The following is a 15,566-nucleotide window of genomic DNA, read 5'->3' as shown; positions in this document are numbered from 1 at the left end:
GAGAACGTGCTTATCAAATTCGTTGAGATTGCGAACTTTCGTAAATTGTTATCAGTGCGAATCGACCTCGCTGAGAAGCAGACGTTATTCGTCGGTGCCAATAATAGTGGCAAGAGCTCGGCAATGCTTGCATTGCGGCGCTTCCTCGTGCCGCGACGCTGTCCGTTCGAAATTCATGACGTTACGCTATGTCACTGGCCGGCGATTGATCGGATAGGCCGGAGTTGGATTGATGCGAAGCGGACCGATGAAGTAGTCGAGCTCACACTTGAGCCGTGGCTGCCGCTGCTCCCCACGCTCGATCTCTGGTTCGACGTAGATCCAGGGGAGATGCACCACGTTCGCGACCTGATTCCGACGTTGGATTGGGAAGGCGGTCTGCTCGGGGTGCGACTTCGGTACGAGCCAAGCAATCTTGGTGATCTCTATAAGGATTTCTTGGCTGCGGTCGCAGACGCCGAGGCACTGCGCGCCGCCGCGACGCAGGCGCACGCCGAGAAAATTGCTGCCGAGGGTCAGGAGAGGTCGGAGCCAAAGCTCACGCTATGGCCGTCGACCCTTGTCGATTACTTGAGCCGGCGGCTGGCCAAGAGCTTCACCATCCGTGCATTCACCCTCGATCCCGCGCAGCTCCAAGCTCCGCTCAATGGCCAGGCGCGTCCGCAATCGATGCCCGCCGCTTCACTTAGCCTTGACGGCGAACCGCTGAAGGGGCTCGTGCGCATCCACGATATTCCAGCACAGCGCGGGTTCGGCGAGGAAGCGCCGAGCGATGAGGACGAGGACGCGCCGGCCGGATCGGCCGGCAGTCGGCTCTCCGATCAGCTGCGCAGCTATTATTCCAAGCACCTCGATCCGACTAAGGTACCGGATGTCAAGGATTTGGGAGCGTTGCAGGCAATCGAAGCGGCGCAGGACGCATTCGATCAAAAGCTTACGGAGAGCTTTGAAGCGGCGTTCAGCGAGGTCGAGGGCATGGGCTATCCCGGCGTCACCGACCCTAAACCGAAGGTGTCGACTCGGCTCAAGGCGATCGACGGCCTCAACCACTCCTCGGCGGTGACCTTTGTGGTCGATGTGACGCCAGCTGAGGGCGAAGCGGTACTGCCGGTGCTGCGCCTACCCGAAAACAACAACGGGCTCGGCTATCAGAACCTCATCTCGATGATCTTCCGACTGATGAGCTTCCGGGATTCGTGGATGCGTGTGGGCAAAGCCGCGACCACCAATCCCGCTGCCGTGATAGAGCCGCTGCATCTCGTCCTGGTCGAGGAGCCCGAGGCGCATCTCCACGCGCAGGTCCAGCAGGTGTTTATTAGCAAGGCCTACGAAGTTCTTCGCGCCCATCCAGATCTCAAAGACACCAAACTGCGACGCAGCCAACTTGTGGTCAGTACGCATTCGAGCCATGTCGCGCATGAGGTCTCCTTCGAATGTTTGCGCTACTTTCGGCGCCTGCCCGCTGGCATGGTGTCGCGGATACCAGTCTCTACGGTGATCAACCTCTCGGAGGTGTTCGGTGCGGGCAACGAGACGGCCCGGTTCGTGACGCGCTACTTGCGCGCGCAACACGCTGACCTCTTCTTCGCGGATGCCGCCATCCTGGTCGAAGGGCCGGCGGAACGCATGATCGTTCCCAACTTTATTCGCCACAAGTTCGAGGTACTCAGCAAGAGCTACATCACTCTGCTCGAGATCGGCGGCAGCCATGCCCATCGCCTTCGCCCACTGATCGAACATCTCGGTCTGCTCACGTTGATCATCACCGATCTCGACAGCCAAGCGTCCGGAACGACCACATCGGTACCACCCATGCCGGGTGCGGGACAGACCACCAACAACACAACGCTTCGACAATGGGTACCGGCGCGAACCAGCGTAGACGCGTTATGGGGAGCGACGCCGGCGGAGCGAACGCTCGAACCCGCAGGTGATCCGCTGTTCGCAGTGCGCGCCGCTTATCAGTTGCCGGTCGAAGTGACGCTTCCGGGCGCCGCCACGAGTGAGACCGCCTATCCCTATACGTTCGAGGATGCGCTCGCATTTGAGAACCTTTCCTTCTTCGCTGCGCTTCCGGGCACCGGGCTGGTCGCCAAGTTCCGCGACGCGATCGCTGCGGGTGGCGGAGCGACCACGGTTGGCGCGGCGATGTTCACGGCACTCAAAACCGGGAAGAAGGCTGAGTTCGCTCTCGACGTACTTGATGCCGAGATGTTCGAGACCCTGAGCGTGCCGCGTTATATCAACGAAGGTCTGACCTGGCTGCAGGAGCGACTCAAGAAGAAACAGATCGAGATATTGCCGGCCAAAGAGGGACTGGCCGCATGACCAGGGCGAATGCCGACGATTTGTTTGATGCGAAGGCGGACGAGACTATTCGCAGCTGTCTGGATCTTGCCGCGCCGCGCAGCTTCTTCCTCTACGCGGGTGCCGGTTCGGGCAAGACCCGGTCGCTGGTCCAGGCAGTACGTGACCTGTGCGAGCGCCAAGGCCGCGAGTTGAAACTGACCGGTCAGAAGGTCGCGATCATCACCTATACCAATGCCGCTTGCGACGAGATCGTGCAGCGGCTCGAATTCGATCCGCGGGTCGACGTTTCTACCATCCACGCTTTCGCGTGGTCGCTGATACGCGGCCATGACGACGACATTCGCAAGTGGCTCGACACAAACCTGCTCGCCGAGATTGCCGATCTCGAGGAGAAACAGGCGAAAGGTCGGTCGGGCAAAGCTGCGATTGAGCGTGCGCAGTCGATCGAGAGCAAGATACGGCGCCGTGATGGCCTCCCAACGATAACGAGGTTCATCTACAGCCCAACCGGAGACAATCGAACGCGCGATTCGCTCAATCACGCCGAGGTTATTGCCATGACCGCGGCGTTTCTGAACGCAAAGCCGGGCCTGCGCCGGCTCCTGATTGCCAGCTATCCGATCCTTTTGATCGACGAGAGCCAGGACACCGCAAGACGCCTTATGGACGCGCTACTCGACGTCCAGGCGGCTTTCCCAGCACAGTTCTGCTTGGGACTATTCGGCGACACCATGCAGCGCATTTACGCCGATGGTAAGGTCGGCCTCGCCGAGGCAATTCCTGAAACCTGGGCAAAGCCGCGCAAGGCGATGAACCACCGCTGCCCCAAGCGCGTGATTGCGCTCATAAACAAGATCCGCTCCGACGATGACAAACAGGAGCAGCAGGCGCGCAGTGACGCTCCCGAGGGGACCGTTCGGCTGTTCCTCGCGCCAGAAACTGTCGGTAACAAGAGGGATGTCGAAGCGGCTGCGGCAACGAAAATGGCCGAGCTGACTGGCGATGAGGCTTGGCTCCCCGACCGCGACGGGGTGAAGATGCTCGCCCTTGAACATCTAATGTCGGCGCGCCGTTTCGGGTTCGAACATTTCTTCGGGTCGCTTTACGCCTACGAACCGATGCGCACGGGGTTGCTCGACGGCACGGGCCGCGGTCTGGGCTTCTTCACCCGCGAGTTGCTCCCGCTGGCGAACGCGCTGGCGGCGGGCGACCGTTTCGCGACCGCAGCGGCGATCCGCCAGACCTCCCCGTTGCTTGATCGCCAGCGGTTGACGGACGCTGGAGAAAAGCAGCAAGCGGAGCTTGAACGCGCGAAGGTTGCGTGTGATGGCCTCAAGGTGTTGCTGCTGGCGGAGAACCCGCCGACCCTACGCGCCGTACTGCGCTACGTGGCCGCGACAGAGCTTTTTGTCATTCCCGAGGTGCTGCAACCGTTCGTTCCCGAGGTGCTCGCGGATGCGGGGACCGAGCCGGAAGATGATGCGAGCACCGAGGCGGGTGCTTGGCGTCGGGCGCTCGACGCACCTTTCCCCGAGATCGAAAAATATGATCGCTATGTCCGTGGCGTGTCGCAGTTTGATACCCATCAAGGTGTGAAGGGGCGCGAGTTCCCGCGCGTTATGGTGGTGATCAGCGACGATGAAGCACGTGGCTTCCTGTTCAGTTACGGCAAGCTCATGGGGACAAAAGAGAAGACCAAGACCGACCTCGAAAATGAGGCAGCGGGTAACGACACCAGCATCGCCCGCACTCGTCGTCTCTTCTACGTGACCTGCAGCCGAACGGAGGAGAGCCTCGCCATCGTCTATTATTCCGACGATCCCGGCTTGGCGCGCACCGCGCTCCTTGAGCGTGGCTGGTTCGCCGATGACGAGATCGAGATTGTTGCCACCTGAAGGGTGTAATCGGATGAATTCGATGCGCTCAGTCGGCAGTAACTCTCAGTGACGCCGGTGAGCTACCTAAGTGTGGCTTATGGCGCCGTGTTACCGGTCATGCCGCTGAAGCGATGATTTCACTGGTCGCGCACGCCGTTGACGAACATCTGGCGGAGATGCTTTGCGCACGATGTCCGCATTCGATGCGCGGCGCCGTTCATCGAGCCAGGTCTCAACTTCGGCCAAATCCCACACCACGCAGCGTGGCGTCAGGAAGAAACGCTTCGGAAACTCGCCGCGCTGTTCCATTTCGTAGATCGTCGTGTCGGCGAGTGGCACGATCTTGCGAAGCTCTGGGCGACGGATCACGCGCTTGAGCAGGCTGACCGGTGGCTGAAATCGCCTGGAGGCGCTCTCGACAGGCTCGTTGGCGGGTGGCTGCGCCGCGTCGGAAACCAAGGCCAGATCTTCTTGAGAAATTGTCAGTTCGCGTTTCATGTCGATCGCCTTCGATCGCTGTGGAATGACTGCGATCAAGGTGATGCATGTTGCCCGTGCGTTGAAGACATCGGGCGTCGGCGTGCGGGAAACGGCGGCCATCGCGCCGGAATCGGAAGGCAATCGCGAGCGACGCCAGCCCCCTTCTTCCCCGGAGCCCGGCGCATCCGGGAGTGTCAGGAATTTCGTGTGGTGGCGGCCATGATGGACCTTATGGAGGTTCCCGATGGCCCGACGCAAAGCCCCCCGCATTCCTGACGAACTCCTGGACCAGTTGCTGGCCGGTGCCGATCCCAAGACGGCCTTCGATGCCAACGGCTTGCTCGACGATTTGAAGAAGGCGCTGGCCGAGCGCGCCCTGAACGCCGAGATGGATCATCACCTGGCGGGCGACGAGACCGGCAACAGCCGCAACGGCTATGGACGGAAGACGGTCACCACCGAGACCGGCCGGATCGAGCTGGATATCCCGCGGGACCGGCAGGCGACGTTCGATCCCCAGCTCATCGCCAAGTACCAGCGCCGCTTCCCCGGCTTCGACGACAAGATCGTGTCCATGTATGCCCGGGGCATGAGCGCCCGGGAGATCGTCGGGCACCTGCGCGAGCTCTATGGTATCGAGGTCTCACCCGACCTCATCAGCGTTGTCACCGACGCCGTCCTGGAGGAGATCGCCGCCTGGCAGGCCCGGCCGCTCGAGCCGGTCTATCCCCTGGTCTTCTTCGATGCCCTGCGCGTCAAGGTGCGCGACGAGGGCATCGTCCGCAACAAGGCGGTCCACATCGCGCTGGGCGTGCGCGCCGATGGGGCCAAGGAGATCCTCGGCCTGTGGCTGGAGCAGAACGAGGGAGCCAAGTTCTGGCTGCGCGTTATGAACGAGCTCAGAAACCGCGGTGTCGAGGACCTGCTGCTCGCCGTCGTCGATGGCCTCAAAGGCTTCCCGGACGCGATCCGCGCCGTGTTCCCCGAGGCCGTGGTCCAGACCTGCATCGTCCACCTGCTGCGCCACAGCCTCGACTTCGTGTCGTACAAGGACCGCAAGGCCGTCGCCGCGGCGCTGAAGGACATCTATCGGGCCGTGGATGCGGCCGCAGGCGAGGCGGCGCTCACGGCCTTCGAGGACAGTGCCTGGGGCCGGCGCTATCCGGCCATCGCCCAGAGCTGGCGGCGGGCCTGGAGCGAGGTCGTGCCCTTCTACGCCTTCCCAGCGGAGGTGCGCCGGATCCTCTACACCACGAATGCCATCGAGGCGCTCAACGCCAAGCTGCGCCGCGCCGTGCGGGCCAGGGGCCACTTCCCCACCGACGAGGCCGCCCTGAAGCTCCTCTTCCTGGTCTTGAACCGGGCCGAAAAGGAGTGGAAGATGGCGCCTCGTGAATGGGCGATGGCAAAGGCGCAGTTCGCCGTCATCTTCGGCGAGCGCTTCACAAAGGCCATGGCGGCCTGATCTTCAACCCGCCGCCACCACACGAAATTCCTGACACTCCCGCGCATCCTTTCCTGAGCGCACTGTGCCGGTGGCCTTCGTTCTTCCCCTCTCGACAAGCTCCGGTAACGCTGGCCGCCGCCGCGGCGCGGTCAAGCCCGGCCCGCACCGGACCGTGTAGGGCCTGACCGCGCCGCTCGATTGCGCCGGCCGAACGCCTCCTCGCCCTCGATCGGAGGGTGACATCGAATGGAGGCCGACATGGCCGCAGCGCTCATCACCAACGAACTCTACGCCCGGCTTCTCACCAATGGCGCTCGCAGCGCCGCCGGCGAGGACATCGATCCGCGTCCCGTCGTCAAGCTCTTCACACCGGATGCCGGCGCCACCTGGCTTCTCACCGAAGCCGATCCCGAAGACCCCGACCGTCTATTCGGCCTCTGCGATCTCGGCCTTGGCGAACCAGAGCTCGGCTATGTCAGCCTTGCTGAAATCAGCACGGTTCGCGGACGGCTTCGGCTTCCGGTCGAGCATGACCTTCACTTCAAGGCCAAGCATCCCTTGAGCTGGTACACTCAGCGCGCCCGCCAATCCCGCAGGATCGTCACCGACTGACGATCGGAACCGCGCTCCGCCTTCGGGCGGGGCGCTTCGTCGTGCTCATGAGGAAAGACGGCGACCAGGATGCTCGGCTTTCAGATTCTACGGCTTTGCACATCCTGATCCGGTCATCGTTCTCGGCGCCCGCTTTCGCTCGTGCCGGGCGGGTTGCTTGGGGGCGCTGCCCCCTGGCGCGGCGCAAGGGATCGCTGACGCTCGGCCGGGATGGTTTCCCCCGCCTTCCGCGCGTATGCGTGTTTCACGCTCGCCCCCACAGTTCCGATCCGCTTGTGCAGGCCGGGTGATCCCCCTCCGTCCCGGCCGCCCTTGCACCTTGCACCCCCCCGGTCTCGGCGACGGCCAGGGTTGCAGCGCAGCGCTGCGCTCCAACCCAAGCCAAAGGATCAAGACCATGACCAACACAGTCGAAACCATCGCCACGGTTCTCGAAACTTCCGCCACCGAGAATGGCGCGGTGCTGTTCGTGCCGTTGAACAAGCTGAAGAAGTCGCCCCGCAACGCCCGCAAGACCCCGCACAGCGAAGCCCATATCGAGGCGCTGGCGGCCAGCATCGCCGCCAAGGGAATGCTGCAAAATCTGGTGGTAGAGCCGGAAACGAACACGGACGGCGAACTGACCGGCTTCTATTTCGTCACCATCGGCGAAGGCCGCAGGCTTGCGCAGTTGCTGCGCGTAAAGCGCCAGCAGATCAAGAAGACGGAAGCCATTCGCTGCATTCTGGATACCGAGAACGACGCGACGGAAATCAGCCTCGACGAAAACGTCACCCGCGAAGCGATGCACCCCGCCGACCAGTTCGAGCGCTTCCGCGAGCTGGCTGAAAATCGCGGATGGGGTGCGGAGGAAATCGCCGCCCGGTTCGGCGTCAGCGCCCATGTCGTCAGGCAGCGGCTCCGTCTTGGTGCCATCAGCCCGAAGCTGATGCAGGTCTATCGCGACGGCGGTTTGTCGCTGGATCAGTTGATGGCCTTCGCCATCACCGAAGACCATGACCGGCAGGTGCAGGTCTACGAGAACCTGTCGTGGAACCGCGACCCTTCGGCCATCCGGCGCGACCTGACCAGAATGAATGTCGCGGCGACCGACCGGCGCGCGATCTTCGTCGGCGCGGACGCCTATGCCGAGGCGGGCGGCTTCATAATCCGGGACCTCTTCACCGAGGAGCGGGGCGGCTATTTCGAAGACGCCACGTTGCTGGATCGGCTCGTCATCGACAAGTTGGAAGGCATCGCCGCCGAGATTCAGGCGGTCGAGGGATGGAAGTGGGCTTCCGTCCACATCGACTTCCCCCACGCGCACGGGATGAGCCGCAGCTATCCACATCCGGTGGACCTGTCGGAGGAAGACGTTACAGCCTACGGCGCGGCACAGCAGGACTACGACCGCCTGTCGTCGGAATGCGAGGGTTACGAAGAACTGCCGGATGAGGCGGATCGGCGGTTCGGCGAGCTTGAAGCGGAGATCGAGCGGATCGACGCCAAGCGCCACGCCTATGACGCCGACGAAATCGCGCGCGGTGGCGTGTTCGTCATTCTGAACCATGACGGCACGGCCCGTATCGAACGCGGCTTCATCCGGGCCGAGGACGAGGCCCGGAAATCGACGGACGTGGAGGGGGCGACCATCACGGAAGATGGCGAAATCGTCGGGAACGAGGGAAGCGGCGAGGATGCCGAACCACAGCCGGACGACGGGGAGGAAGAGGATGCGGGGAAGCCGCTATCGGACCTTCTCATCCGCGACCTGACCGCCCATCGTACCCTCGGCCTACGTCTCGCCCTTGGCGAGCAGCCGGAGATGGCGCTTGTCGCCGTGGTTCATGCGCTGGTGGCGCAGACCTTCTATCGCGGCGGGGAAGCGTCGTGCCTCGAAATCCGGTTGACCAGCGCCATGCTCGCCTCTCACGCGGACGGGATCGAAGACACGCCTGCTGCGAAGGCGCTGGCAGATCGTCATGCCGGATGGGCATCGGACATGCCGCGCGATGTGGCAGACCTGTGGGCCTTCGTCGGCGGTCTGGACCATGCCAGCCTCATGGCGTTGCTCGCCCATTGCGCAGCGCTGACCGTCAACGCAGTCAGGATATCTTGGGAGCAGAAGCCTAATGCCCACGCGACAGCGGAAAAGCTGGCGAATGCGGTCACGCTCGACATGACGGCACACTGGACCCCGACCGTGCAGAGCTACCTCGGCCGCGTGACCAAGGCGCATATCCTCGTCGCCGTGCGCGAAGCGGTCGGCCATGACGCCGCCGAGCGGATCGCGGGCTTGAAGAAATCGGAGATGGCGCAGGCTGCCGAGCAACTTCTGGCTGGAACCGGCTGGTTGCCCCCCGTACTGCGCACTGCAAGGCCTGTGTCGCGAGATACGGAGTCAGAAGCGGAAACCTTCGCGCAAGCTGCCGAGTGAGGATCGGCCGGGATCGTGCGTGTGGTCCCGGCCTTCCTGTTTCTGACCATCCTCAAAATCGTGGTCGAGCGAAGAGCTGACCTCAACCGTCCGGTGATGGCGGCCGAATCCAGTCATAGCGCCCTTTGGCATGCAAAAAGACATAGGAGGTGGCTTCAGACCTTCGTGTGTATGGGGAAGGCTTTTCCTGCCACGCGCTACCTAGCCTCGCTACGACGGCATCTTCCTGGAAATACTGCTTCGGCCCGCCGGCGGCGGCACACATTCTGGATGTTGCCGTGCTTTCGGTGTTGCCTCCGCTTCAGCAAGGGCCTTGCCGAGATCAGGGCGCCTGATGGTGAAGCGCATCGCCCGCGTTCTCGCCTCGATTCGAATTTTGCCGTATTGTGAATGTGGTTGCTTCTGCTGCACCAAATGGATGCATCGCGGGCTCCGGCGACTGGACTTCGATTGGAGAGGAAGAATGACAAAAATCATACCATCGCCAAAGCCCAGCCTTCCCGCTGTCGTTCTTCCTGACGTATCAGGCTTGTCATCGCCCATGCTGGCGCAGCTGACCGCAGCATTAGGCGTGTCGCGTGACCTGCTGGCCGCGGATGATCAGATTGAACATGCTTGGTCGCAGCTTCCTCGACTCATTAAGCGCATTCCTCCGAACTTGAGGGACGAGCGGATCGTAAAGATGTGCGTCGCTGTAGCTAGCGGGCTTTTCGATGCAGCAATAAATTACATTTGGAATGCTGCAATTGTCGAGCTTCGTGAAAAGGTTCGTCGCTTTGGGATAAATGTCGTTCCGCAGGTTCTCGACGATAAATCTTTCGATGAAGAATCTCTTTTGGACCTAAAAGACGCAGAATTGCTTGATCTGTGCCAGAAGCTGAATCTGATTGGCGATGATGATTACTTTTTCTTAGATCAATGCAGGGCGACGCGGAATAGCTTTTCAGCGGCTCATCCCGCTGAGGGAAATGTAGACGAAGATGAGTTTCTGGCCTTTTTGAGTCGATGCCAAAAGCATGCTCTGTCGAGCGAACGGAACCCAAAGGGTGTAGATACCAAGGCATTTTTGGCCGCGCTGAAGTCGTCCCGCTTCAAGAAAGACCAGCGGGAGGAATGGGAGCGTCGAGTCGCCGCGACGTTCGATGCGCAGCGCGAGCTCATTTTTGTCATGTTGCATGGCATCTACTGCGACCCAGCTTCGGGCGAGGAGGCTCGATTAAATGCTTTATCGATCTGTGAAACCTTCAGTGAAGATTTCACTCCAAAGACCAGGTCTGCGCTAGTTGATAGACATCAAGAATATAAGGCCAAAGGCGATGAGGCTCGGCAGAAGGCATCACTGCAATTCTTTGAAAATCTTGGGCAGCTGGCATTGTTGAGTGAAGGCGAAGTACATAGTATTTTTACGTCAGCAAGTCGAAAACTGCTATCAGTGCATAATTCATGGGACAACTTTCATAACGAACCTCCGTTTGCCGAGCGATTACTGAAGCTCTCCAGAAAAAATCGCGTACCTGAAACCGCTCAAACCGCATTTGTTGAAGCAGTTGTGACTGCAGGTGTTGGAAATACATATGGCGTTTCACACGGCGCCGTGTCTGATTATCGCGAGATGGTAAAGTCATTTTCGCCAAATGAAGTCAAGATAATGCTAGATTTGACGAAGGGCGGAACCTTGTTGGCTGGCCGCATCAGCTCAAACAAAGGGTGCGAGCGGCGCTTTCGGGCGCTGGTAGAATCTGTCGATCCTAAAAGTGTTCCTACAGGTTCCAAGAGCCTCTACACAAAGTGGTTGCCAAAGAGCTGATATCGAAGGCTCCCCGTCGCTAGCTGGAGCTTCATATCATTGCCGCTTTGTGGCTCGACGTAAGCCCGAGTGCGTTACCCGTCAGCTCGCTGATGATCTTGAGGGTCACGGCGCCGATTACGATAACGGTGCACTCGGGAACGACCGATGCCGCCGACAAGTGCCGGGTATCGATGCCGATGCTCGACATTTTAGACGGGTCTCGCCGTCGAAAGTTAGCAGCAAGGCTGACGTGGCTGGGAGATTGCCATCGTTCTCATGTCTCACGCACGGGCATGCCGAGACCAGTATCGAGTTCCTCCGATTTCCCTTTTAGCCGCGCCCACGGCGTCCTCGAATGGATTGGGTCTGACCGAAGACCGGCTGCGCCTCGATCATCTTCCCGCAACGTCCGTCACCAGCTTTTTTAGCTTCGCTGGCCTTCGGCTCCGCCGCGCGCGAGCGCGCTTTGCTTCGCGAGGCAAAAAAGCTGTCGCCAAACCGCCTTCCACTTCGTTCCAGCCCTCCGGGTGCGGGCTGATCGTCTCCGGTCGCACGACCACCATCGAGGTCGCGATAGGCGCGGCCCGAAGAACGGAGACACGACAATGGCGACCATCGGCACCTTCACCAAGACCGCGAACGGCGACATCACCGGCACGGTCAAGACCCTGACCCTCAACGTCAAGGCCAAGTTCGTTCCCACCGAGGGCGACAGCGAGCGCGGCCCGGACTATCGGATCTTCGCGGGCACCACCGAGTTCGGCGCGGCATGGAAGAAAACCGCCCGCGAGACCGGCCGCGACTATCTCTCGGTCAAGCTGGACGATCCGAGCTTCCCGGCTCCGATCTACGCCAGTCTGGTCGAGGACGAGGGCGGCGAAGCTCACAACCTCATCTGGTCCCGCCGCAACGGCGACTGACACCAGACACCTCCTGAAGCCCCGCTCACCAGCGGGGCTTCGTGATGCTCATTCCTGCGGCCATTCAGGAAATGCGGAAATCAGGATGCGCGGTTTTCAGGTTCGGTGGCTGCGCGCATCCCGATCCAATCCTTTAGCCCGGCACCCGCTTTACTCATGCCGGGTGAGCTTGGCTAAGGGCTCCGCCCCCGCGCGGTGCAAGGGATCGCTGACGCTCGTCCGGACCGGTGTCCCCGGCCTTCCTTCATTTCATTCCGTGCAGGCCGGGCGATCCCCCTCCGGGCCGGCCGCCCTTGCACCTTGCTACCCCGGTCTCGGCGACGGCCAGGGTTGCAGCGCAGCGCTGCGCTCCAACCTAAACCCACGGAAACAGGTCATGTATCACCATCTCGCCACCCGGTTCGGCCGCAACTCTCACCAGATCAGCGGACGCGAAGCCCTCGACAACGAGGCCCTTCACCGTCACGTCCCTTCGGTGTTCGCGCGTGAGGCCCAAGACAGTCGGTCGGAGCGTTACGTTTACGTCCCCACCATCGAGATCGTGGAGGGGCTGCGCCGGGAGGGCTGGTTCCCGTTCTTCGCCGTGCAATCGATGCCGCGCGACGGTAGCCGCTACGGCCATGCCAAGCACATGCTGCGCCTGCGCCGGGGTGATGGGATCGGCAAGCCGGAAGCGGCGGAAGTCATCATCGTCAACAGCCACGACGGGACCAGCGCCTATCAGATGTTCGCCGGAGTGCTGCGCTTCGTCTGCACCAACAGCATGATTGCGGGCGAGCGGTTCGAGGAAGTCCGCGTTCCTCATAAGGGTGGCATTCAGGACCAGATCATCGAAGGCGTCTACACCGTCGCGGAGGACTTCCCGCACCTGATCGATGCGACCGAGACCATGAAAGAGACGCGGCTCTCATGGGACGAGCAGCAGGTGCTGGCCGAGGCGAGCCTCGTTGCGCGTTATGGCGAGGAGGAAAGCCCGGTTCGCCCGGATCAGATCATCGCCCCGCGCCGCCGCGAGGATGCCGGGCATAGCCTGTGGCAGACGTTCAACGTCATTCAGGAAAACCTCATCCGGGGTGGACTGGACGGACGCCGCCAGACCTCGGACGGACGCATCCGCCGCAGCACGACGCGGCCCATCAACGGTATCGACCAGAATGTCGGTCTGAACCGCGCCCTCTGGACGCTGGCCGAGGGAATGCAGCGGCTGAAGAGCGCCTGACATCCGCAGAGCCGTGGAGCCGGAAACCCGGCTTCACGGCTTTCCGCAGAAACGTGGATCAGATTTCGCGCCGAGCCGTCTTTACGGATCGGCGGGTTTCCGCTGAGCAGGAAATACGCGGCTCGCCGGGCATGGCCCGGCTCGCGAAGGAACTTCAAAAACAATCCGAATTATCTTCAAATATTGATCGGCCAACGCGATCAACATATCGGGCAACAGTGGCTTCAACGTGAGCCTCACATCGCAAACAGTTCCTCTTTCCAGCAACGCGTAAATGCTGGATGAGAGGTGACGCCATGCCGAGTACAGATTGGCGCTCGCCGGCAGCCTATGCACATGCCAAGAGCATTTCTGCCGCCGGCTTTGCCTGGGAGTATCTTCGTCGCGATGAAGACTATCGCTGCGACTTCCATCGCATGAGACGATTGCCACGTCTCGACGGCGATATACAGACCGCGTTCTCGGAACGCTGGGGGTTACGATTTCCCGGCGGACCCGGCTCTCTCCGCCGACCGGGCCGCGCTGTTCTGGATGCCGTCTCTGCTGCCTGACGCCTTTGAGCTTCAACCTATTCCAGGGAGCGTGGACGATCCCGCCATGATGATCGGCCTGCCGACGTTGTCGGGTCTCGATGCTCGCGTGGCGGAGGATGGGACGTGGCACGGTCTCTGGCGGCCGGTGGGGGCGGAGCACCAGTTCTGGCTCACCAATCCGCCGCCCGGCGCCAAGACGGCCTATGTCGTCCTCCTGCCGCTCGACGCCTTGCTGGAGCATCGCGCCGAAGCGGTGTTGCGCTTCTGGCGCACGCTGACAGGGCGAGCGATCGGCGAGCGCCATCACGCGCTACCCGCGCAAACCCGAGACCGGCACATCCTGATCCTGCGCGCCCTCGACGGTCGCACCGATGGTGCCAGCTATCGCAAGCTCGCGGAAACCCTGCTCGGCTTTCGCGGCAACAAGACCGCTTGGGAAAGCGATCCCCGCAAGAACCAGGCGCGCCGTCTGGTTGCCGATGGCAACCACTACAGGCGCGGTGGATACCGTGAACTGCTGCATTATCCCACGCGTCTGCCGTCCCGCTGAACACTCCCGTTGGATCATCATTATTCGAGCTTCCCGGGGTGCCGGATTCAGTACCCCCTGATTTCGGCACGCTGCAAGCCGCCGATCCTCCGCCACGGTTCGCCATGACCCGCTGCCATCACCGGCAGCCATCCGAACCGGCCCGGAGGCCCGATCATGCTCGACCCGAAGACGGGATTGCCGCCGCGCTTTCTGCGCACACCCGACGCGGCGCGTTTCCTCGGCATCTCGCTCAGGACGCTGGAGAAGCACCGCACCTACGGCACCGGCCCGACCTATCGAAAGATCGGCGGCCGCGTCATCTATGCGCTCGAAGACCTGCAGGCCTGGACGGCCATCGGCGCGCGTAAATCCACCACGGACCAGAGTGCCGGCCATGTCTTTCCGGCGCGACCTTTGACGCCCGCCGAACGGGGAGCACGCTGAATGAGCGGCGCTTCTCGACCAGACGGCAAGCACCGGAGCGAACGCCAACGGCTCGATCCCTTCGTGGTGGCCACCGGCGATGCCAGTCCGCGCGATCAGCGCGATCTCATGGAACGGCCGTTCTTCTCGTTGTCGAAGACGCCGCGTATCACGCCGATCCTCTACAAGGCCGCCGATGTCGAGGTGCAGGTGCTGGGGATGCCCGAGCACGGCATGGCGACGATCTGGGATGCCGATGTGCTGATCTGGGCCGCCTCGCAGATCGTCGCGGCCGAGAACAACGGCTTGCGCACCTCGCGCTTCTTTCGCTTCACGCCCTACCAGCTCCTGCGCGGTGTCGGCCGTCCGACCGGGAACCAGCAGTATCTTCTCCTGAAGGCCTCGCTCGCACGGCTGCAATCGACCGTCATCGCCACGACGATCCGCAACGGCGTGCAATGGCGGCGGCGCCAGTTCTCCTGGATCAACGAATGGGAGGAGATGACGACGCGCGAGGGCCGCGTCGAGGGCATGGAGTTCGTCCTGCCCGAGTGGTTCTACAACGGCGTCGTCGACCGCTCGTTGGTGCTGACCATCGACCCGGACTATTTCCGGCTGACTGGCGGTATCGAGCGCTGGCTCTATCGCGTCGCGCGCAAGCACGCCGGCCGTCAGCAACACGGCTGGCTGTTCGAGATCGGCCACCTCCACGCCAAATCCGGCAGCCTCGCGCGCATCTCCGATTTCGCGCTCGATCTGCGCCGCATCGCTCTCCGTCAGCCTTTGCCCGGATATCGCCTGTCGATCGAACGCGAAGGGCGCCGCGAGTTGCTCCGCATACGGCCCGCCGAAGAATTCACAGTGCCTGTGGATGAGGTTGTGAATCGCATCGGCAGATCAGGCGCAAAGGGTATCGGCACATCGGGCGCAGGCCTGTCGGCAGATCAGGCGCACGGATCCCAGTTATCGCTCTGGTCCGAAACACGAAATCCGGCCGCTAACTTAGAC

Annotated in this window: 14 protein-coding genes; 12 read left to right on the top strand and 2 right to left on the bottom strand. The window is 61.9% G+C overall.

What is annotated here, in order from left to right; translation table 11 throughout:
• Window positions 1–6 precede the first annotated feature (6 nt).
• A complete protein-coding gene (locus V5F61_RS09560) occupies window positions 7–2,328 on the top strand; it encodes an AAA family ATPase (RefSeq protein ID WP_393988201.1) in 2,322 nt (773 codons plus the stop codon).
• Window positions 2,325–4,205, top strand: a complete 1,881-nt coding sequence (locus V5F61_RS09555; protein WP_393988200.1) for a UvrD-helicase domain-containing protein — start codon at window positions 2,325–2,327, stop codon at window positions 4,203–4,205. The genes V5F61_RS09560 and V5F61_RS09555 overlap by 4 nt, the downstream gene beginning before the upstream one ends.
• A gap of 90 nt (window positions 4,206–4,295) precedes the next feature.
• Here the strand turns inward: V5F61_RS09555 and V5F61_RS09550 are convergent, their stop codons facing one another.
• Window positions 4,296–4,787 (bottom strand): helix-turn-helix transcriptional regulator, encoded by a 492-nt coding sequence (locus V5F61_RS09550; protein ID WP_393988199.1) that lies wholly within the window; start codon window positions 4,785–4,787, stop codon window positions 4,296–4,298.
• Between the two features lie 124 nt (window positions 4,788–4,911).
• Here V5F61_RS09550 and V5F61_RS09545 point away from each other — a divergent pair, with 124 nt between their 5' ends.
• The 4 genes from V5F61_RS09545 (at window position 4,912) to V5F61_RS09530 (ending at window position 10,949) form a co-directional block, all read left to right on the top strand.
• Complete coding sequence (locus V5F61_RS09545) at window positions 4,912–6,132, top strand: IS256 family transposase (RefSeq protein WP_393988198.1); 1,221 nt, start codon at window positions 4,912–4,914, stop codon at window positions 6,130–6,132.
• 240 nt (window positions 6,133–6,372) lie between these two features.
• Window positions 6,373–6,726 carry a DUF2958 domain-containing protein gene (locus V5F61_RS09540; RefSeq protein ID WP_393988197.1) on the top strand — a complete coding sequence of 118 codons (354 nt, stop codon included), beginning with the start codon at window positions 6,373–6,375 and terminating at the stop codon, window positions 6,724–6,726.
• Between the two features lie 397 nt (window positions 6,727–7,123).
• The gene (locus tag V5F61_RS09535; RefSeq protein WP_393988196.1) at window positions 7,124–9,142 is read left to right on the top strand and encodes a ParB/RepB/Spo0J family partition protein; all 2,019 of its coding nucleotides are present in this window, start codon (window positions 7,124–7,126) and stop codon (window positions 9,140–9,142) included.
• A 463-nt stretch (window positions 9,143–9,605) separates the two neighbouring features.
• Window positions 9,606–10,949 carry a hypothetical protein gene (locus V5F61_RS09530; protein WP_394104030.1) on the top strand — a complete coding sequence of 448 codons (1,344 nt, stop codon included), beginning with the start codon at window positions 9,606–9,608 and terminating at the stop codon, window positions 10,947–10,949.
• A 31-nt stretch (window positions 10,950–10,980) separates the two neighbouring features.
• Here the strand turns inward: V5F61_RS09530 and V5F61_RS09525 are convergent, their stop codons facing one another.
• Window positions 10,981–11,139: a hypothetical protein gene (locus V5F61_RS09525; protein ID WP_394104029.1), complete on the bottom strand. Its 159-nt coding sequence runs from the start codon at window positions 11,137–11,139 to the stop codon at window positions 10,981–10,983.
• A 397-nt stretch (window positions 11,140–11,536) separates the two neighbouring features.
• Here V5F61_RS09525 and V5F61_RS09520 point away from each other — a divergent pair, with 397 nt between their 5' ends.
• The 6 genes from V5F61_RS09520 to V5F61_RS09495 all read left to right on the top strand — a co-directional run.
• The gene (locus tag V5F61_RS09520; protein ID WP_237154117.1) at window positions 11,537–11,851 is read left to right on the top strand and encodes a DUF736 domain-containing protein; all 315 of its coding nucleotides are present in this window, start codon (window positions 11,537–11,539) and stop codon (window positions 11,849–11,851) included.
• Between the two features lie 376 nt (window positions 11,852–12,227).
• The gene (locus V5F61_RS09515) at window positions 12,228–13,070 is read left to right on the top strand and encodes a DUF932 domain-containing protein (RefSeq protein WP_393988194.1); all 843 of its coding nucleotides are present in this window, start codon (window positions 12,228–12,230) and stop codon (window positions 13,068–13,070) included.
• Window positions 13,071–13,351: 281 nt separating this feature from the next.
• Entirely contained in the window at window positions 13,352–13,621 is a 270-nt protein-coding gene (locus tag V5F61_RS09510; protein ID WP_393988193.1) for a transcriptional regulator domain-containing protein, read from the top strand.
• A gap of 46 nt (window positions 13,622–13,667) precedes the next feature.
• The gene (locus V5F61_RS09505) at window positions 13,668–14,153 is read left to right on the top strand and encodes a DUF2285 domain-containing protein (RefSeq protein ID WP_393988192.1); all 486 of its coding nucleotides are present in this window, start codon (window positions 13,668–13,670) and stop codon (window positions 14,151–14,153) included.
• A 156-nt stretch (window positions 14,154–14,309) separates the two neighbouring features.
• A complete protein-coding gene (locus tag V5F61_RS09500) occupies window positions 14,310–14,579 on the top strand; it encodes a helix-turn-helix transcriptional regulator (RefSeq protein ID WP_393988191.1) in 270 nt (89 codons plus the stop codon).
• Window positions 14,580–15,566, top strand: a 987-nt coding sequence (locus V5F61_RS09495; RefSeq protein ID WP_393988190.1) for a replication initiator protein A, incomplete at its 3' end; no start/stop codon positions are given.

The organism is Xanthobacter sediminis (genome assembly GCF_043195015.1).
GTDB lineage: Bacteria > Pseudomonadota > Alphaproteobacteria > Rhizobiales > Xanthobacteraceae > Xanthobacter.
This window is presented reverse-complemented; position numbering and strand designations above follow the sequence as displayed.